This is a genomic window from Mycobacterium sp. (assembly GCF_032159765.1).
GTDB lineage: Bacteria > Actinomycetota > Actinomycetes > Mycobacteriales > Mycobacteriaceae > Mycobacterium.
The window spans coordinates 46,914-64,948 of sequence record NZ_JAVHWM010000204.1; the positions used below are offsets into that span (position 1 = coordinate 46,914).

General features: G+C 65.0%; 17 protein-coding genes and 1 pseudogene. 12 read left to right on the forward strand and 6 right to left on the reverse strand.

Annotation, left to right across the window (positions count from 1 at the left end):
• The first annotated feature begins 36 nt into the window (after positions 1-36).
• Together QOH60_RS26235 and QOH60_RS26240 are read left to right on the forward strand one after the other, a co-directional pair.
• Positions 37-1,143, forward strand: a complete 1,107-nt coding sequence (locus tag QOH60_RS26235; RefSeq protein ID WP_526424812.1) for an NDMA-dependent alcohol dehydrogenase — start codon at positions 37-39, stop codon at positions 1,141-1,143.
• Between the two features lie 37 nt (positions 1,144-1,180).
• The gene (locus QOH60_RS26240; RefSeq protein ID WP_526424813.1) at positions 1,181-2,026 is read left to right on the forward strand and encodes an SDR family oxidoreductase; all 846 of its coding nucleotides are present in this window, start codon (positions 1,181-1,183) and stop codon (positions 2,024-2,026) included.
• Between the two features lie 21 nt (positions 2,027-2,047).
• On the opposite strand, the gene QOH60_RS26245 is transcribed toward QOH60_RS26240, so the two are convergent.
• The gene (locus tag QOH60_RS26245; protein ID WP_526424827.1) at positions 2,048-3,478 is read right to left on the reverse strand and encodes a helix-turn-helix transcriptional regulator; all 1,431 of its coding nucleotides are present in this window, start codon (positions 3,476-3,478) and stop codon (positions 2,048-2,050) included.
• Positions 3,479-3,607: 129 nt separating this feature from the next.
• Here QOH60_RS26245 and QOH60_RS26250 point away from each other — a divergent pair, with 129 nt between their 5' ends.
• Positions 3,608-4,069 carry a hypothetical protein gene (locus tag QOH60_RS26250; RefSeq protein ID WP_526424828.1) on the forward strand — a complete coding sequence of 154 codons (462 nt, stop codon included), beginning with the start codon at positions 3,608-3,610 and terminating at the stop codon, positions 4,067-4,069.
• A gap of 300 nt (positions 4,070-4,369) precedes the next feature.
• Here the strand turns inward: QOH60_RS26250 and QOH60_RS26255 are convergent.
• The 3 genes and pseudogenes from QOH60_RS26255 to QOH60_RS26265 all read right to left on the reverse strand — a co-directional run.
• Positions 4,370-4,831 (reverse strand): annotated as a pseudogene (locus QOH60_RS26255) (AAA family ATPase); the annotation flags it as partial.
• A 180-nt stretch (positions 4,832-5,011) separates the two neighbouring features.
• A complete protein-coding gene (locus QOH60_RS26260; protein ID WP_526424814.1) occupies positions 5,012-6,043 on the reverse strand; it encodes a YncE family protein in 1,032 nt (343 codons plus the stop codon).
• Between the two features lie 386 nt (positions 6,044-6,429).
• A complete protein-coding gene (locus QOH60_RS26265; protein WP_526424815.1) occupies positions 6,430-7,827 on the reverse strand; it encodes a dicarboxylate/amino acid:cation symporter in 1,398 nt (465 codons plus the stop codon).
• Between the two features lie 105 nt (positions 7,828-7,932).
• Between QOH60_RS26265 and QOH60_RS26270 the strand changes: the two genes are divergently transcribed.
• The 4 genes from QOH60_RS26270 to QOH60_RS26285 all read left to right on the forward strand — a co-directional run bounded on the left by QOH60_RS26270 (position 7,933) and on the right by QOH60_RS26285 (position 11,990).
• Positions 7,933-9,489, forward strand: a complete 1,557-nt coding sequence (locus QOH60_RS26270) for an ATP-binding protein (protein ID WP_526424816.1) — start codon at positions 7,933-7,935, stop codon at positions 9,487-9,489.
• Positions 9,486-10,184 carry a response regulator gene (locus QOH60_RS26275; protein ID WP_526424817.1) on the forward strand — a complete coding sequence of 233 codons (699 nt, stop codon included), beginning with the start codon at positions 9,486-9,488 and terminating at the stop codon, positions 10,182-10,184. Before QOH60_RS26270 ends, QOH60_RS26275 begins: the two co-directional genes overlap by 4 nt.
• A 10-nt stretch (positions 10,185-10,194) precedes the next feature.
• Entirely contained in the window at positions 10,195-10,896 is a 702-nt protein-coding gene (locus QOH60_RS26280) for an EthD domain-containing protein (protein ID WP_526424818.1), read from the forward strand.
• 74 nt (positions 10,897-10,970) lie between these two features.
• A complete protein-coding gene (locus tag QOH60_RS26285) occupies positions 10,971-11,990 on the forward strand; it encodes an NADP-dependent oxidoreductase (protein ID WP_526424819.1) in 1,020 nt (339 codons plus the stop codon).
• On the opposite strand, the gene QOH60_RS26290 is transcribed toward QOH60_RS26285, so the two are convergent.
• Positions 11,962-13,671: a CocE/NonD family hydrolase gene (locus tag QOH60_RS26290; protein ID WP_526424820.1), complete on the reverse strand. Its 1,710-nt coding sequence runs from the start codon at positions 13,669-13,671 to the stop codon at positions 11,962-11,964. The genes QOH60_RS26285 and QOH60_RS26290 overlap by 29 nt on opposite strands.
• 303 nt (positions 13,672-13,974) lie before the next feature.
• On the opposite strand from QOH60_RS26290, the gene QOH60_RS26295 reads away from it, so the two are divergent.
• On the forward strand, positions 13,975-14,160 hold the full coding sequence (locus QOH60_RS26295; protein WP_526424821.1) for a hypothetical protein: 186 nt from the start codon (positions 13,975-13,977) through the stop codon (positions 14,158-14,160).
• A 41-nt stretch (positions 14,161-14,201) separates the two neighbouring features.
• The gene (locus tag QOH60_RS26300; protein WP_526424822.1) at positions 14,202-15,338 is read left to right on the forward strand and encodes a TDT family transporter; all 1,137 of its coding nucleotides are present in this window, start codon (positions 14,202-14,204) and stop codon (positions 15,336-15,338) included.
• Positions 15,339-15,351: 13 nt separating this feature from the next.
• Here the strand turns inward: QOH60_RS26300 and QOH60_RS26305 are convergent, their stop codons facing one another.
• Positions 15,352-15,807: an STAS domain-containing protein gene (locus tag QOH60_RS26305; RefSeq protein WP_526424823.1), complete on the reverse strand. Its 456-nt coding sequence runs from the start codon at positions 15,805-15,807 to the stop codon at positions 15,352-15,354.
• A 157-nt stretch (positions 15,808-15,964) separates the two neighbouring features.
• Between QOH60_RS26305 and QOH60_RS26310 the strand changes: the two genes are divergently transcribed.
• From QOH60_RS26310 to QOH60_RS26320, 3 genes are all read left to right on the forward strand, one after another.
• Entirely contained in the window at positions 15,965-16,228 is a 264-nt protein-coding gene (locus QOH60_RS26310; RefSeq protein WP_526424824.1) for a hypothetical protein, read from the forward strand.
• 451 nt (positions 16,229-16,679) lie between these two features.
• On the forward strand, positions 16,680-17,333 hold the full coding sequence (locus QOH60_RS26315) for an MOSC domain-containing protein (RefSeq protein ID WP_526424825.1): 654 nt from the start codon (positions 16,680-16,682) through the stop codon (positions 17,331-17,333).
• Between the two features lie 124 nt (positions 17,334-17,457).
• The coding region (locus QOH60_RS26320) for a class I SAM-dependent methyltransferase (protein WP_526424826.1) at positions 17,458-18,035 on the forward strand (578 nt) is incomplete at its 3' end.

Below are 18,035 nucleotides of genomic sequence, written 5' to 3' on the forward strand. Positions count from 1 at the left end.
GCATTCGGCCGAACGATTCACAGGAAGGGCGCAGGCATGAAGACGAAGGCCGCGATCCTCTGGGGCGTGAACCAGAAATGGGAGGTCGAGGAGGTGGACCTCGACGGCCCCAAGGACGGCGAGGTCCTGGTCAAGATGGCCGCCAGCGGACTGTGCCACTCCGATTACCACACTGTCACCGGTGACCTTCCGGCACCGCTGCCGATGGTCGGTGGCCACGAGGGCTCCGGCGTCGTCGTGGAGGTAGGCCCGGGGGTGAAGGATATCGCCGGCGACGACCACGTGGTGATGAGCTTCCAGCCGGCATGTGGACGGTGCCGACCGTGCGCCCGCGGGATGAGCAACCTGTGCGATCTCGGCGCGAAGATCATGAAAGGCCCCCAGCTCGACGGCACCTGCCGCTTCCACGCCCGCGGCAGCGATATCGGCCAGATGCTGCTGCTCGGCACCTTCTCCGAATACGCCGTCGTGCCGACCGCCTCGGTGATCAAGCTCGATGACGCCGTGGCCTTGGACACCGCATCGCTGCTGGGTTGCGGCGTCACCACGGGCTACGGAAGCGTGGTTCGTACCGGAGAAGCACGCGCCGGTGACACCGTCGTGGTGATGGGGATCGGCGGGGTCGGCATCAACGCGGTCCAGGGCGCGAAGATCGCGGGCGCGCGCAACGTGGTTGCCGTTGATCCGGTCGAGTTCAAGCGCGACCGGTCGCTCGAGTTCGGCGCCACCCACGTCGCGAGATCTGCGCAAGAGGCACGAGAACTGGTCGCAGATCTCACTCGAGGCGAACTGGCCAACGTGTGCGTCGTGACCACCGATGTCGCCGAAGGATCGTATGTGGCACAGGCGCTCAGCCTCGTCGGCAAGAGAGGGCGCGTCGTCGTGACGGCGATCGGACGGGCCTCCGACACCGCAGTCGAGATGTCGCTGTTCGAGCTAACACTCTTCGAAAAGCAAGTGCGAGGAAGCCTTTTCGGGTCGTCCAACCCGCGCACCGACATCCTCGAGCTCGTCTCGCTGCACGACAGCGGCGCGCTCAAGCTCGACGAACTCGTCACACGCGAATACGCGCTGGACGACATCAACCAGGGCTTCGACGACATGCTGAGCGGGGTCAATCTACGCGGGCTGATCCGCTACTGAGCTTGCGCACGCCCCGTTCGCCGGTAAAGCTTCAGGAATGTCTATCTGGTTCATCACTGGCGCATCCCGGGGCTTCGGTGCGGAGGTCACCCGCGCCGCACTCGCGAGGGGACATCGAATCGTCGCGACCGCCCGCAACGTCGACGGTGTGCGGTCAGCGTTCCCCGACGCCGGAGACGCGCTGCTGCCGGTCGCGCTGGATGTCACCAACGGAGGGCAACTCGACGCCGCCGTGCGTGCGGCCACCGAGAAGTTCGGCGGCATCGACGTATTGATCAACAACGCCGGGCGCGGCTTGCTTGGCGCGGTAGAGGAGGCCACCGACAACGAGGTGCGCTCGATCTACGACGTGAACGTGTTCGGCCTGCTGGCCACGACGAGGGCAATTGCCCCGGTAATGCGTGCCGCGCGAAGCGGCACGATCGTCAACATCTCGTCGGTCGGCGGCTTTCGTGGTGCGGCCGGATTCGGGATCTATTCGTCGACGAAGTTCGCCGTCGAGGGCATCACCGAGGCGATGCGCGAGGAGCTCGCTCCGCTGGGCATCACGGTGGGACTTGTGGAACCCGGCTATTTCCGCACCGATTTCCTCGACGGGTCGAGCCTGCACGTCTCAGCCGAGATCACCGACTACGCCGACGGCCCGTCGGGACAGACACGCACGAGAGCAGCGGACGTCAACCACGCGCAGCCCGGCGACCCGGTGCGAGGTGCGGCTGCCATCGTGGCTGCCGTCGACAGCGGCGAGTTCCCGGTTCGGCTGTTCCTCGGACGCGACACGATTGCAGTGGTGCAGGACAAGCTCGCGTCGGTCGGCGGGGAGGTCGAACGTCAGCGCGCCACTGCCGCGTCGACCGATCACGAGGACGCCGCGGCGGTCTGAACTTCTTTACGCGCGGACCGGTCAGGAGAGTTGGTTGTCGGCGCCGGTCTCCGCCGCGAACTGTGACACCCACCGGGCGAGTTCGACTCGAGAGTGAATGTCCAGCTTGCGATAGATCCGTACGAGGTGAGTGTCGACCGTCTTCGGGCTGACGAACAGGGCAGCGGCGATGGCGGCCTTGGTCATGCCTTGGGCCGCGAGTTCAGCCACCCGCTGTTCGGCGGTCGTCAATAGACCTTGGCGCGGGACAACTTTCACACGTGCCAGTTCGCGTCGCGCCCGGTCGGCCCAGAGCGGCGTGTTCAACGCCTCGAACGTCTGCAACGCCTCATTCAATGTCGCGACGGCCGAACCTCTTTCGCGTAGCCGACGCTGCACTTGACCCAACAGCAGCTGGGTTCGGGCTCGTTCGAAGGGCATCGCCAATCGATCGTGCTCGACCATGGCCTGCTTCGCTGCCGCGCTGGCGGCCTCCAACTCACCCGTGGCCGCCAGCAGCATCGCGCGACCCCGCAACGCGACGACAAGCATCCACGGTCGATCCAGCCTGCGACCGTTGCGCTCCATCAACTCGACCAGTTTGTCCGCGTCGTCGAAGCGCTCGAGCTGGCTCATGGCCTCCATAGCGTCAGCGACAAATGATGCGACGATGATCTCCGTATAGTCCGGATCCTCGAAGAGCGCGTCGACAGCCGGTTGCAATAAGGACAGCGCCGCGTCGTAGTTACCGAGGGATACCTCGAGAAACCCGCGACTAGAAAGCAGCCAGACTCCGAGCTCCCTGGCTTCAGTTCGCCTCGACGCCTCTTCGGCCGCCTGCGCGTCGCGGCGCGCCTCCTGAGCACGGCCCGCGTAGGCAGACAATGCGGATCGAATGCTCAATGCTGCGAACAGGTCCAGCTCCCCGTCAAGATGAGTCGCCCGGCCCATCATGTCGGTCACGATTCGATCCGCTTCTGTGAGGTCGCCACGCCAAATCTCAAGCATCGCGCGGTGATACGAGATGAAGATCGACTCACCTTCCTCTCCATTTTCGACGCGGCGAAGTTCTATCGCCCGCAGATCGTCGCGGGCGGTGTCGAGCTCGCCGGTCCACAACATCAACAACGCCCGCTGAACACTCATCTGAAATGCCACCGGGCCAGAGCCGCTCCCGTCGTCGGAGTCGATCGCGCGCTGCAAATCGGTGCGGTCCACACCGAGGCCGCACATGAACTTCATCACGACCCGCAGGCTCAGCGTCTGGCTCAACAAATGTGCCTGCGCAGAACGCTCGGCGTGCGCGACCGCTTCGTCGACGCGGTCCATCGAATCGCGCTTCCTGGCCATGTTCAGCAGCATGTAGGAAAGAGTCATCAGCATCTGAACCAACAGCGGCACTTCACCAGCCGCGTCGGGCAGGAATCTCTCGATGAGACTTGCGGAGGTGCCGAAGCCTTCGGTGTACATCATTATGTTCGCAAGTAGATTCGCTGCCGCAGCTCGAACAGGGCCGGGTTCTGCGCGTTTCACGGCGTCGTCGAGCAACGCTTGCGCCCTCGCCGGATTCCCGCTGTCGAAATGATATGTCGCTGCACGCGTTTGGCGTTCGGGCTCAGATCCGCCGAGATTGAGCGCCAAATCCAGCAATTCAGCTGCTGCCGCAGGCGCACCGCGCGCACGCGCCATATCGGCACCAATATCCAAGGCTTGCAACACATCCGTGTCCGCTGCCGTCGCGCTCAGCGCCAAGTGGCGAGCGCGAAGCTCGGGCTGTTCAACGATGTTCGCCAGCCGACGATGCATGGCGCGTCGAAGAGCAGGCGTGGCTTCGTCGTGCACTCCGCGGGCAAGCAGCGGATGACTGAAGGTGATTCGATTACCGTCGATGTTGACGATGCCGCGGCTTTCAGCATCTTCGAGCAGGCGGGCGGCGTCGTTGGTCGTGATGTCTGCCACGGCAGCAACGGCATCCACGGTCGGTTCTCCCAAGCACGACGCAGCGAGGAGCAGATTTCTGACTTGCTCGTCAAGCCTGTCGATCCTTTTACGCACCAACTCTGACAAACTGCTCGGCAATGGCTCAACCGCCCCGGGCGTCGTTTCGTGCACCACTCGACCGAGTTCGAGTGCATAGAAGGGGTTTCCGCGCGAGACTTGATGAATCCTTGAAATTGCCCATCGCGAGAAGACGCGCCGATGCCGGTGCGCCAACAATTCGGAGATTTCGCTGATGTCGAAGGGAGGCACGGTGATTCGCTGTAGAGTATGGGGCTTCGGCATCTGTAGCCATGATGCTGCGTCGTAGGCGGATGGTTCCGCGCGGAGAGTACCGAGCACCCCCACACGCCCAGACAACCGCCGGAACGCGAAGCTCAAGGCGAACGCGCTCGATGAATCCACCCACTGCACATCGTCAATCGCGATCAGCACCGGCGTGGAAATCGCCACGGCCTCTGCAATGGACAGGACCGCGGCGGCAACGGCCCTTGGCTCGATACCCGGACCGTCATCATCAGACCGGAGCAATATCCGGTTTATCGCATGACGCTGAGGGCCGGGCAACGCTGACAGCACCGCTGTCTCTACGGTCTTCAGCAAATCAGCAAGCGTGCCGTACGCCATCGTCGACTCTGTAGGCGCAGGACGGGACGACAACACGAAAAACCCTTGCTCGCGCGCTGATTCGATACCGGCTAGCCATACGGTGGTCTTCCCGATGCCCGCTTCACCCTCTACCAGCAGACATGCTGGTTCGCGCGCAACGACCGTCAGAAAGTCCGCGATGGCCCGCGCTTCGTCAGGCCTGCTAACTATCCCCGACACACGTTGAAGAATCGCAGCATCCGAAGCTTCCGTCCACCGATCTCCAAGACAATTGCGAGATTACGCACAACATCATTGGAGCTGATTCATCGCAGTTGCTCCCTACGGCTCACAGCAAATTGTCAGGACACGGTGAGCCGGGCCGATCTGCGCACATCCCGCACGCAGATGTGACCGAACTCAGACCCCGGCGGAGACCAGCTCGCGAGCGCCGGCCACCGCGACCGCCTCGACGTCAAAGTAGCGATTGATCGTCGGCCCCGGCGTGAGGGCATACGCGGTGATACTGCCCGCGTAATCGGCGATAAACAGCCGACTGCCGTTGGGGTTGACCGTGATGCAGGACGGCTGCGCGTCGACCTCGATGGTGCCGGTGATCTCGTTGGTGATCATGCTGAGCACCGCGATCGCGTCGTGATAGACGACGTACATGTAGGCACCGTCGGCGCTGAGCGCGAATTGTGTCGGCGTACCGCCGATCCACGCGGTGCTCAGCGACCGTCGGCTCTTCATGTCGATGGTCTCCACGATGCCGCCGTACTCGCGATCGCAGCCAAGAACATGCGCCACGTTGCCGCGCAGCACAACGTCGCGAATCGACGAGGTCGCCAGCACCGAAGTCATCACGCGCCGCTTGGCGGGGTCGATCACCACCAGGCTGCCGCTCTCCATATCCGAGATTGCGACGACAACGAGCCTGCCGTTCGGGGAGATCCGCACTGCGTTGACGACACCGCCGGCGCCTGCCGGGATATCGATGGTGTCCACCCGGCCGGATGCGACGTCGACGATCGCGAGCGCAGGAGCGCCATCAGCGTCTCCGGCGACGAAGAGTGTCCGGCCATCACGGCGGGCCACGACACCCGCGATCTGCAGCTCCAGCGGAAGGGCCGCAAGAAACGCCTGCGCACCCGCGTCGATTGCCGCCACGGAGTCGTGGGTCGGGGCCGCCGCGGCGGCGAACACCCGGTTGCCTGCGAGAGCGACCGCTGACGGTTCGCCGGCCACCGGAATCACCGCCTCAGGCGTCATGGAGTGGGCGTTGACAACTGTCACGCTGCTGTCGCAGCTGTTCGCCGCGACGATCGTGGCGCCGCTGGCCGCGATGTCGACGATCGGTCCGCGACCGACGTCGATCGAGCCGAGCAGACGCGCCTCGGCGACAGGCCGCACGTCGGCAGCAGTCACCGTCAAAGCTTTCGCCATTGTCATCGGAACCTCCGCCGGCGCGGTGTGCGCCGGCACTAGATTTCGCTGCGCTGAACTAGCGCAGGTCTTGGTCGAGTCTAGCGAGGAGAAAGGGCTGCGCCCGCCAGTTGCTCGGCGAGCCGCACCGGCGTGGCCCGACTCTCTAAGGACCTACTTAGACAAAGTGTGGGATATATCGCGGCACTTATGCGCGGCCGCCGAAGCATCTGCCTGACATGCGGGTTCACGCTCCCTGTGAAAGGGGGGCCGCGCCCGGCACCACAACGTTTCGTAACAAATTCTTAGTGTCGGCCCGGTAAATGAGGGGCAAATCACATAGGGACTTGGCCCTGAAATCACGTGTGCGGCTGCGCCCGAGCAGGTCGCCGGGCGCAGCCGCTGTGGTTCACTCAGACGCCAACCGGCTCTCGTTTCGTCGATTCTGTCTGCGCACCGGGATTTACCGCGTCATCGTCGTCGACCATGTCGAGTTCGTTGAATGGATCGTCACCGCGCAGCACCGACGACACCCGGTCGCGGTCTACGGTCTTTGTCCACGTGCCGATCAACAGTGTGGCGACCGCATTGCCTGAGAAGTTCGTCACCGCGCGGGCTTCTGACATGAAACGGTCGATTCCGACGATCAGGCCGACACCGTCGAGCAGATCGGGCCGATGGCTCTGCAACCCGCCCGCCAGCGTGGCCAGGCCGGCGCCGCTGACGCCTGCCGCGCCTTTGGATGCGACGATCATGAAGACGAGAAGGGACAGCTGTTCACCTATCGACAGCGGGTGGCCCATCGCGTCGGCGACGAACAACGACGCCATCGTCAGGTAGATGGCGGTGCCGTCCAGGTTGAATGAATAGCCAGTCGGCACAACAACACCCACGGTGGTGCGCTCGACGCCGAGGTGCTCCATCTTCGCAATCAAACGCGGGAGCGCCGATTCCGACGACGACGTCGCGAAGATCAGCAGGTACTCGCGGGCGAGGTAGCGGACCAGCCGGAAGATGGACGCGCCTGCGACCGTTCGCAACAGCACGCCCAGCACGCCGAAGATGAACACCACGCACGTCAGGTAGAAGCCGAGCATCAGCACGAGCAGTTGGCCGACGGCGCTCCACCCCGTTTGTCCCACCACGTTGGCAATCGCACCGAACGCGCCGATCGGCGCCAGCCACAGGATCATCCCGAGGATCTTGAACACAAGCTTCTGCAGGGAGTCGATGCTGCGCAGGATCGGCTGGCCGCTGGTACCCAGAGCCTGGATCGCAAAGCCGACGAGAAGCGCGATGAACAGCGCCTGCAGCACGTTGCCCTCGGTCAGCGAGGAGAACAGTGACGTGGGGATGATGTGCTGAACAAAGTCCAGGAAACCGCCGGATTCCTTTGCCGTTGAGGCTAACTGGCTGCCTTTGCTCGCTGTCGAGGCCGAAATGTGCAGGCCTGACCCCGGGCTCAGGAGGTTACCGACCACCAACCCGATTCCGAGCGCCACCGTCGACATGATGAGGAAGTAGCCGAAGGCCAAGCCGCCCACCTTGCCCACGGTCGCTGCCTTCCGCACCGAGCCGATGCCCAGCACGATCGTGCAGAAGATCACGGGCACGATCATCATCTTGATGAGGTTGACGAACATCGTCCCCAGCACACCGACGCTCTTACCTAGGCCGGGTGCGAGAAGGCCCACGGCGATGCCGCCGATGACGGCAGCGATCACGGCCAGATAGAGCCAGTGGGTGCGATCGCGGCGACGCTTCGGCGGCGGCGCCTCCGAAGCGGATATCTGCTCGGGGTGGGCGGTCATGGGTTTCCTCCGATCGGATGCAAATGTGATCTGCAAGGATGTTCATCGCAGGACGTGAGCCGGGTCACGTTTTAGTTCATTACGTTCACGGTCCGGGAGGTTCTGATGGCCCGCTGGTGGCCACGTTCCCTGGCGGGACAGGCGTTCACGTTGCAGGTCAGCGTCATCGTCCTGGTGGTGCTCGCAGGCGGCGCGCTGGCGTTGTTCGACGCGCGCCAGGACGGCGACGCGGCGGCTCGCCAGCAGGTGCTCGCCATCGCCACCGCGCTGGCTGACTCGCCGTCAACCGCTCAAGCGATCCAAAATGGCAACGCCACAGCGGTGTTGCAGCCGGTGACAGAAGCGGTCCGCAAGGCGACCGACGTCGCCTTCATCACGATCATGGCCCCGGACGGCACGCGCTATACCCACACCGACCCGGCTCAGATCGGCCGCCGGTACCTCGGCACCATCGAACCCGCTTTGCGTGGCGAGGATTTCACTGAGGTCTACACGGGAACGCTCGGACCCTCCATACGTTCGATCGTGCCTGTGCGCAATCCGGCAGGGCAGATCGTTGGGCTGGTGTCTGCGGGCATCACTCTCGAGACGCTCGCGCAGCACTGGCACGCACAGTGGCCGGTGATCGCCGCCCTGGCGGCTACCGCGCTTGGTCTTTCGCTGCTCGGGGTGTGGGCGATACGTGGTCGGCTGATGCGGCAAACTCACGGCCTGCGCCCCGACGAGCTACGCGTGATGTACGACCACCACGACGCGATCCTTCACTCGGTTTCCGAGGGCCTCATCGTGTTGGACCGCGACCGCGTGGCACTGGTCAACGACGAGGCACGCCGATTGCTCGGCCTACCCGACGGTCCGGTCGAGCCGTCCGCGCTGCCGGAGTTCTTGCGATCCTCGGGCACCGGCGCGCGTGACGAGGTCCACGTGACCGATGACCGGGTGCTCGTGGTGAATCGCTCGTCAGTGACCTCGGCTCCCGAATCCGAGGTGGTCACGATCCGCGACCGCACCGAATTGCAAGGCGCGCTGGGCGAATTGACCTCTTTGAAGGTGCTGTCCGACTCGCTGCGGGCTCAGGCACACGAGGCGGCCAACAAACTTCACACCGTAATCACGATGGTCGAGATGGGAAAGGCCGACGAGGCGGTGACGTTCGCGACCAAGGAGCTGGCTCTGTCGCAACAGCTAGTCGACCGGCTGTCGAACGACGTGCGCGAACCGGCGCTGACCGCGCTGTTGTTGGGCAAGGTCGCACAGGCCGACGAACGAGGTGTCGCGTTGACGATCACGGAGGACACCCAGTTGTCGCCGAGTGCTGACCGGGCCCTGTTGGATCCCCAAGAGATGGTGACGGTGGTGGGAAACCTCATCGACAACGCGATCGATGCCTGCGATCGCGATGACCCGTGGGTCGAAGTCACCGTGCGGCAATCCGAGTCCGTGCTGGAGATCCGGGTCGCAGATAGCGGAACAGGTATGGACGCCAAGACATTCGACCGCGCGATGCAACGCGGCTATTCCACGAAAGGCGACGCCGATCATCACGGCCTGGGGCTCGCGTTGGTCGCCCAGGTGATAAAGCGCCACCACGGCACCCTGACGGCGGATGTGACGTACGGATCGGTGGTGACGGCCGCGATACAGGCGCGCGAGCCGCGATGATCAGCGTGCTGATTGTCGAGGACGAGCCGCTGATCGCGGAGGCTCACCACGCGTACGTCTTACGGCTGGAAGGCTTTTCGGTAGCAGGCGTTGCACACACCGCCCGCGAGGCGATGCGTATCGCCGCCGCCTCTGTGAGCACCGCCGAACCGATCGACCTGGTGCTGCTCGACATCGGTCTGCCCGACGCCAGCGGAATCGCGCTCGCGTCGGGCCTGTCGGGCTTGCGGCCGGCGCCGGACATCATCGCGATCACATCCGAACGAGATCTCGAGATGGTGCGCGCTGCCGTCGCACACGGTGCCGTCACGTATCTGCTGAAGCCCTTCACATTCGCGGCATTCCGTGACCGCCTGGAGCGTTACCAGCGCTACCGGACAGCGTTGTCGCCCGGGACGGACGCGGCAAGTCAGGCCGAAGTCGACCGGGCTCTGGGTGAATTGAGGATCGGCGCGGACAGATCCGTGGCGCCGAAGGGCGCCGCGCCTGCCACGACGGACGAGATCGCCCGCGCGGTGCGTGATCGCGCCGACGGGCTGACGGCAAACGAAGCAGCAAAGCTCGTTGGCGTGTCGCGGGTGACCGCGTGGCGCTACCTGGAGCGCCTGGCAGACGACGGCACCGTCACGCGCCTGACGGACTACGGCAAGGCGGGCCGGCCGAACACGCGCTATCAATGGCGCAAGCCTCGTTAGGTTGATCGTCATGGAAAAAGTGATCGTGCTGCTGCGCGACGACGAGCGCGACGACGGCTGGTGTCAACGTCTGCGGGGGCCGGTCGCCGATGAGATTCTCGCCATGGGGGTTGCCGGGTTGTCGGTCAACGTCCGCGACGACGCGGTGCGCGCGTCGCTGATGACGCTGACGACGCTTGCCCCACCCGTCGTCGCAGTCGTGAGTCTGTGGACGGACCAGTGCTACGGACCACAGGTGCGCGACGCCGTCGCGCTGCTGGCGGAGCAGTGCCAGGCGACGGCAGCATATCTGGTCACCGAGTCGACGCCCTTGCCGCCGACGGTTACCGAAAAAGGCCAGCGCACTACAGGTTTGGCTAACATCGCGCTGTTGCGCCGACCTGCGGATCTCGACCGCGACAGCTGGCTGGTACGTTGGCAGCTTGATCACACGCCGGTCGCCATCGAGACACAGTCGACGTTCGGGTACACGCAGAACGCGGTGTGGCGCGCGCTGACGCCCGACGCGCCGCCGATCGACGGGATCGTCGAGGAGCTCTTCCCGGCCGCGGCCATTTCCGACCTGCATGCGTTTTTTGGCGCCGCCGATGACGACGACCTGCAGCAGAGGATGAGCCGGATGATCGCCAGCACGTCGGCATTCGGCGCGAACGAGAACATCGACACCGTTCCCACTAGCAGGTACGTACTGCGGACACCGTTCGGGTTCTAGCCGCCCGGAGCGTCGGCACCACGAACACCCCGCTTTCCTTGGCCGCGAATCTTCGCGGTACTAGTTTCGGCAGGGTGGCCGACCGGACGAACCGCCAGATCCTGCTGCGACGACGCCCCACCGGGCTGGTCGCGCCCGACGACACCGAGACGATCGCCGCGGTAGCGCCCGAACCCGCAAAAGGAGAAGCGCTGCTGCGCACCACCTACGTGGGTATCGACGCCGCCGCACGGACCTGGCTCGACGACCAGCCGAGCTACCTTCCGCCGGTGCAGCTGGGCGAGGTCATCCGCGCAGCCGGCATCGGGGAGGTCGTGGAATCGCGCTGCGCCGCCTACACGGTCGGTGACGTCGTCACCACGCTCACCGGCTTCCAGGAGTACGTGATCATCCGCGACGACCTGTTCAGCACGCCCGTCGTCGGGCTGACCGACCAGCTCGCCGTGATGTCGATCTACGGGCCGACGGGGGCCACCGCATATTTCGGGATGACGGGGATCGGCCGGCCGCAGCCGGGCGAGACGGTGGTGGTCTCCGCCGCGGCAGGGGCCACGGGATCCGTCGCCGGTCAGATCGCCAGGATCGCTGGCGCGCGTGTGGTCGGTATCGCGGGCGGGTCGGACAAATGCCGGGCGGTGGTCGACGATTTCGGCTTCGACGCGTGCATTGACTACAAGCAAGGTGGGCTGCCCGCCGCACTCAAGGAGCATTGTCCGCGCGGGGTCAACGTCTATTTCGACAACGTCGGCGGCCCCATCCTCGACGCGGTGCTGGGCCGCCTGGCTTCGAAGGCGCGGGTGGTGCTGTGCGGTGTCATCTCCAGTTACCTGACCGGCGAGCACCCGGGGCCGGCCAACTACGTGAATCTGCTTGCCAAGACCGCGCTGATGCAAGGGTTCAACGCGCTCGACGAGTGGGGCCGTTTCGACGAGGCGTTCGCCGCACTACGCGGCTGGGAGCAGGATGGTCTACTCGCACACCGCGAAACCGTGTTCGACGGCCTCGAGTCGTGTGTCGATGCCCTCAACGGGCTGTTCACCGGGGCCAACATCGGCAAGATGCTGGTCAAGGTTTCGGAGCCGACGCCGGCGTAGGCAGCCGATCGCTCGCTGGCAGCACAAGCGAGGAGACTCCGCCTTCGCCGTGATGGATCCGGTGAACAGCGGGCACGAACCCGCGCGCCGTGGCGATGGGCTCGTCCGTGCCCGGGTTCACCGCGAAACGGGGGTAGCAGCCGCCGGCGACAAGCACGCGTAGCCGCGAACCCGCGCTGAAGCAGTGCGCCATATCATCAAGTTCGATTGTGATAGCGATGGGTTCGGAGCCATCGCTAGGAAGACGACGGTATCCGTCGCTGGCATTCGTCGGGAGTCCGTCAGAGTCGAGCTCGATGAGCCGAACGAAGACGTCGACGTGCGGGTTGTCAGCAGAGTGCACCAGTTCGAACACGGGACTGCCGATGACGTAAAGATCCTCCGTCAACGGGTCCCCGGTGAAGGTGAGCACATCCGCCCGTTCGGCAAGGGCCACGTCGTCGCTCTGATCGCCCATGGACGACATCATCCGACTACCCACCGCGGGAGTGGGATCGGCCGGGTCGAAGGTGAACGCCGACGGGGCCGCGGCTGCGGGTGGGGGTTCGTCGCCGAGCGTGCCACCCGGCTGGAAAAACAGGGTCATCGTGGGCATCGCCGGTGGCCAGTCGGTCAGCGAATGCCAGCCGTGCCCGCCGACGAAGACCCGCACTCGGTCGCGGCGTCGGGTCGGCGCGCCGTCCTCGAGATGAGTTGTCAACCACTCCAGCGCTTCTGGTGCGAAGGTGCTGAGGCCGTTGCGGAGCAACCGCGCGTGAGACCACGGCCCGATCGTGAGCGCGACGTCAACATCGCGCTCACGCAGGCGACGATATTGCTCCAATGTTTGCTCGAGAAAGGCGTCTTGCCACCCGTTGATCAGAAGCACCGGCACTTCCGACCGGTCAAGCGCTCCAGTGAATCGCCGAGCGGTCCAGTACGGATCGTCGCGGTCAGGGTGTTTCAGCCACGACTCGTACCACGGCGCCCCGCCACCGAGCACCGCGCGGCCGGCCGCGTCCAGCGCCACCGCCGGGGTGCGGCTGTCGTCCTTGGCCTCGCGCGACAGCAGCCCACGCAACCGTTTCATCAGTGGGCCCATGTCTTTCTGGCGCGCCATGCCCGCCGACCAGCCGAGGGAGTCCTGCAACGCAAACGAGCCAGTCGCCCACGCGGCGCTGCAATCGTGTGGTCCGGTCAGGATGACCGCGGCCTTGAGCTCCGGCGGCGGGTCCTGCATCAAAGCCCACAGGGTGAGGCCCAGGTAGGACGCTCCGACCGTGGCGAGCCGTCCGTCGAACCATGGTTGGCGTCGCAGCCAGGCGATGGTGTCGGTGCCGTCAGCAGTCTCGTGGATCCCGGGCTCGAAAACCCCTGCGGAACCGGATGTTCCGCGTACGCTCTGGATGACGACGTGGCAGCCGCGGGCTGCGTAGGGCTGGGCGAAAAACTGCGGCAGCGGATATCCGCGACCGTAAGGCGCGCGAATCAGAATGGTGCCGTGGGCACTCGGCGTCACCGGTTCGAAGTGGTCGGCTATCAACTCAGCGCCATCGCGCATCGGGACGCGCACACCCCGCACGACGCGGTAGCGGCTGGTCGGTGGCGGCAGCGGCACAACGCGTGCCACCGCGACGTCGACAAGTCGCCGGACCAATCCGCTGACGACGGATTCCCGCACCCGTTCCCCCGATCCCCTCATCCGCCAGAGGCTAGCGCGAGTCCAGATTGACAGATAGTTCACTGGAAACTCACTGCATTCGTATAGTCAACTTCCAGCAAGCGACGCCGAAGGAGAATCCATGGCCTCCACCGACCACGGTCCACGGCACGCACCTAACGGCGTCACTGCGGTGCTGGCTGCGCCGGCTCTTGTCCTCGTGATGTTGATATCGGGCGGGTGCGGAGGCGGGAAGACAGGCGACCAGACCCAATCGAGCAGTGCCTCGGCGTCCAGCACTGCCTCGGCGTCCGCGCAGGTTGCACCGCGAGCGGACTGGACGCGATGACCGCGCTGTCGAATTTCGAGCTCGAAATGGACGCCGCCCAGAAGGCGGGCAAAATCACCCTCGATCAGCTGACCGCTGCGCGCGACAAGCTTTTCAACCAGACGCAGGAGGCCGCCAAGAAGGAGGACTGGGCGGCCTACTGCAAGGCGATCGACGACATGCGTGCCGAATTGAAGCTTTAGCGCCGAGTTCGCCTCGCTTGGACGGGTAGCGTTCTCCAGTCATGACGACCGCACCCCCGGATGAGAATGCCGCGGCGCCGCCCATTCTCGGTTATCTGGGTCCGAACTGGTTCGCATCCGTCATGGGGACCGGGATCGTCGCGACAGCGGCCGCAACCCTGCCCGTCCATGCGCCCGGTCTTCGCGTGTTCAGCGAAGTCGTCTGGGTGATCGCGGCGCTGCTTCTCGTCGTGCTCGGCATCGCGGTCGGTGGTCACTGGCTGCGTCACCCCACTGTGGCGCGCCGGCACGCCCGCAACCCGCAGATGGCCCACTTCTACGGCGCAGCCCCAATGGCGCTTCTCACTGTGGGAGCGGGATCGATTCTGGTGGGCCGAGATCTGCTCGGCGAGCGTCTGGCCGTCGATCTCGACTGGGTGCTGTGGACGGCGGGCACTGTCGGTGGCCTGTTCACGGCCATCACCATTCCGTACCTCATGTTCACCCAACACAGCGTGGAACCCGACGCCGCTTTCGGCGGATGGCTGATGCCGGTCGTGCCGCCCATGGTGTCGGCGGCCGGCGGCGCCCTGCTGATCACGCACATCAAGCCCGGAGCTGGCCGGCAGACGATGCTCTACGGCTGTTATGCGATGTTCGGGTTGTCGGCGGTCGCATCGCTGATCATCATCACGATGATCTGGACCCGGCTGGCCTATTACGGCACCTCGGGCACGGCGAGAGTCCCGACGTTGTGGATCGTGCTGGGGCCGCTGGGCCAATCGATCACGGCCGCGGGCCTTCTCGGTACCAATGCAGCGCTGGCGGTAAACCCGAAGATGGCCGACGGCATGAACGTGTTCGCCGTCCTGTACGGCGTGCCCGTGTGGGGATTCGCCGTGCTGTGGATCGCATTGGCGACGTCGCTGACGGTTCGGACACTGCGCAGGGGAATGCCTTTCGCGCTGACGTGGTGGAGCCTCACGTTTCCTGTCGGCACCTTCGTGACGGGGACCACCCAGCTTGCCGTCCACACGGGTCTTCCCGCGCTTCGGGTCGCAGCCGCCGTTGCTTACGTGTGCCTGCTCAGCACCTGGCTACTGGTTGCGATCCGAACCGCGCGAGGGAGCTTGCGCGGCAATCTTTTTCAACCGCCGAGCACAGATCCGGTTAAAGCACACAAGGATCAGGTCAATTGACGAACTGTTCATGTCAGGCCGTCTTCGCGAACAGCGGCAGCAAGATTTGACGACGAGCGCGTAGACCGTCGGCGAAGTAGTTCAGCGCCGACTGCTCAGACGTCACGATGGACACTGATCCGCCGCACGCGCCGTCCAGCTGATCTGCGACCGCATCACTGGGCACTATCACCAATTCGATGCCGGCGTTATTGCACTGCGCATCGAGGATATTCACCAACCGGACGCACAGCGCACCGGAGCCGTGCGCACCGGACACATCCAGGACCATCGGCTTACCCGCTAGCGTGAGCCGTCCGCAGTAGCTTGCGATCTGCTCGATGTTTGCGCTCTTGATATTGCCCGTGATCGTCACCACCGTGGCGGCGTGATGGCATCGGGCACGAACCAGAGCGCCGGAGAACTCAACTGGGCGACCGGCATTGGAGCGCGGCACACCTGTCATCGACAAACCCGTCGTGGCGGTCACAGCGGCCTCCTTCCGTCGGTGCCACAGCCGTGGCGAACGCGCTTGTGACTGCAATATGCCCATGACGCTATGCCGCAAACTTAAGGCTGCCACCAGCTTCGACTAATTCTTTGGTAAGACCTGATCACCCCAGCCCGTCGACGCGTCGCCGGGCTCCGTGTTGACCCGCAGCGATCCTGGGCGGATTCCGCTGCGCGCGCCCGCGACAGTCACCCTGCTAAGTCGCGCGCTGGCGCCGGGAGCGCGCACCCGACATGTGCTCGTGCGGGTGGCGATCGCCGCCCCCGTGGCCGGCCTTCTCGCGTCGCTTCTGGGCTACGGGCACGCATATTGGGCGATGGCCGCCGCAGTGCTGGTTTTGCACCAGGGCGTTGACCGTGTCCGGACCCTGCGGCGCGGCCACCGAACGGATCGGCGCTGACCATCGCCTCAGGAGCACATCGGGTCGACGTCGACCTGCTGCTCCTGGACCGGGGCGTCGACACACTGATCGTTGCCCGCACGCTCGACGCAGCCACCGCTGTGGCGGCGTATCTGGCGCGCGGCGACGCGACGTCCGTGACGCCAGGTCAGCGCGGCGTGACCTGCAGGTCGCCGCCATCGCGATGGTGGACTCCTACGACGCCACCGGCGTCGGAAACTCCGCACACCGGAGATCCGCCGACCGATTGTGGCCTGTGGTCGTCAGTGTTGAATACCTTGCCTACCAAGTACTTTCGGGATGCTGGGACTGCAGCACGACCCCGCCAGCACGACCCCGCCAACGGCAACCCATTCGCTACGCGCATTGGTCGGAGCGGGCCACCGCCCTGCGTGAGCAGATCGCCGACTGACAGCGGCGCCCGAACGACAACGGCCCTACAGTTGTCGACATGTCTCGTGTGCTGTCCGTGAACGTGGCGCGACCGCGGCCGAACCCTGCGAAGACATCGGCGCTGACCGGCATCGACAAGATGCCGACGGACGACCCGGTCGACGTGCGCGCGCCGGTCGCCGAGCATGGCGGCGCGAGCGGCCTGGCGGGTGACGTCATCGGCAACCCCAAGCACCACGGCGGCAAGGATCAGGCTGTATACGCCTATGCCCGTGAGGATCTCGACGACTGGCAAGTGCGGCTCGACCGGCCACTGAACAACGGCAACTTCGGCGAGAACTTGACCACCTCGGGGATCGACGTGACGGGCGCGTTGGTGGGCGAACGCTGGACGGTAGGCACCGACGGACTGGTTCTCGAAGTGACGTCGCCGCGCACACCCTGCAAAACGTTCGCCGGCTTTCTGGAGATTCCCGACCTGATCAAGACCTTCACCGCTGCAGGGCTTCCCGGCGCGTACCTGCGCGTCATCACCCCGGGAGCCGTGTGCAGCGGTGATCGCATCGTCGTCTCCGATCGGCCGCCCCACGACGTGACCGTCGGCGTGGTGTTCCGCGCCGTCATGGGCGAACCTGCGCTTCTGCCGCGTCTTATCGATATTGACGGTTTGCCCGATCACCTCAAAAAGCTTGCCCAGCGGCGAAGCAACTGATCGCACCCCAAGGGCTGATCAGACCCGCGGGCTCGCCCGAGCCACATGTGTGGTCGAATGTGCCAGACAGCGCCGCGAATCCATTCCCGGCCGAGTGGTTGCGCGCACGATCGCAGGGAGCAGCATGCCGATGGGACCGGCTGAGCAGATGGGCGCCAACCAGGACCTTGATCCGGCCGTAGCCCAGTTGCGCGCAGACTACGACGCGACACCGTATGTCTCGGACTCGTTCCCACAGTCGGCGCCCGGGCAGTTGGCCGCTACCGCCCACTTGTTTGGGCTCGACACACCACCGGTCCCGACGGCGCGGGTGCTCGAATTCGGCTGTGCCGCAGGCGGGAACATCATTCCATTCGCAGCCGCGCATCCGGACGCGCAGGCGGTCGGAATCGATCTGTCAGGAGTGCAGATCGACCAAGGGCGTAGGCGTGCGCAAGCTGCGGGGATCACCAACCTGCAACTGCTCGAGGGCGACATCGCGCGGATGGATCTCGCCTCGCTCGGCAAGTTCGATTACGTCATCGCCCACGGCGTCTACAGCTGGGTCCCGGAAAACGTGCAGGATGCTCTTCTGTCCGCGTTCAGCACATTGCTGGCCCCCGACGGGGTGGCGTACATCAGCTACAACGTCTATCCGGGCTGGAAGTCCAAGGAGATCGTGCGCGATGCCATGCTCCTGGCCAGCGGCCCCAGCACGACTCC

Excerpts from the sequence above, each read along its gene's own strand:
- QOH60_RS26235 (WP_526424812.1), top strand. The coding sequence starts at position 37 with ATGAAGACGAAGGCCGCGATCCTCTGGGGCGTGAACCAGAAATGGGAG.
- QOH60_RS26240 (WP_526424813.1), top strand. The coding sequence starts at position 1,181 with ATGTCTATCTGGTTCATCACTGGCGCATCCCGGGGCTTCGGTGCGGAG.
- QOH60_RS26245 (WP_526424827.1), bottom strand. The coding sequence starts at position 3,478 with ATGATGTACACCGAAGGCTTCGGCACCTCCGCAAGTCTCATCGAGAGA.
- QOH60_RS26260 (WP_526424814.1), bottom strand. The coding sequence starts at position 6,043 with ATGACAATGGCGAAAGCTTTGACGGTGACTGCTGCCGACGTGCGGCCT.
- QOH60_RS26265 (WP_526424815.1), bottom strand. The coding sequence starts at position 7,827 with ATGACCGCCCACCCCGAGCAGATATCCGCTTCGGAGGCGCCGCCGCCG.
- QOH60_RS26270 (WP_526424816.1), top strand. The coding sequence starts at position 7,933 with ATGGCCCGCTGGTGGCCACGTTCCCTGGCGGGACAGGCGTTCACGTTG.
- QOH60_RS26275 (WP_526424817.1), top strand. The coding sequence starts at position 9,486 with ATGATCAGCGTGCTGATTGTCGAGGACGAGCCGCTGATCGCGGAGGCT.
- QOH60_RS26280 (WP_526424818.1), top strand. The coding sequence starts at position 10,195 with ATGGAAAAAGTGATCGTGCTGCTGCGCGACGACGAGCGCGACGACGGC.
- QOH60_RS26290 (WP_526424820.1), bottom strand. The coding sequence starts at position 13,671 with ATGAGGGGATCGGGGGAACGGGTGCGGGAATCCGTCGTCAGCGGATTG.
- QOH60_RS26295 (WP_526424821.1), top strand. The coding sequence starts at position 13,975 with ATGACCGCGCTGTCGAATTTCGAGCTCGAAATGGACGCCGCCCAGAAG.
- QOH60_RS26300 (WP_526424822.1), top strand. The coding sequence starts at position 14,202 with ATGACGACCGCACCCCCGGATGAGAATGCCGCGGCGCCGCCCATTCTC.
- QOH60_RS26315 (WP_526424825.1), top strand. The coding sequence starts at position 16,680 with ATGTCTCGTGTGCTGTCCGTGAACGTGGCGCGACCGCGGCCGAACCCT.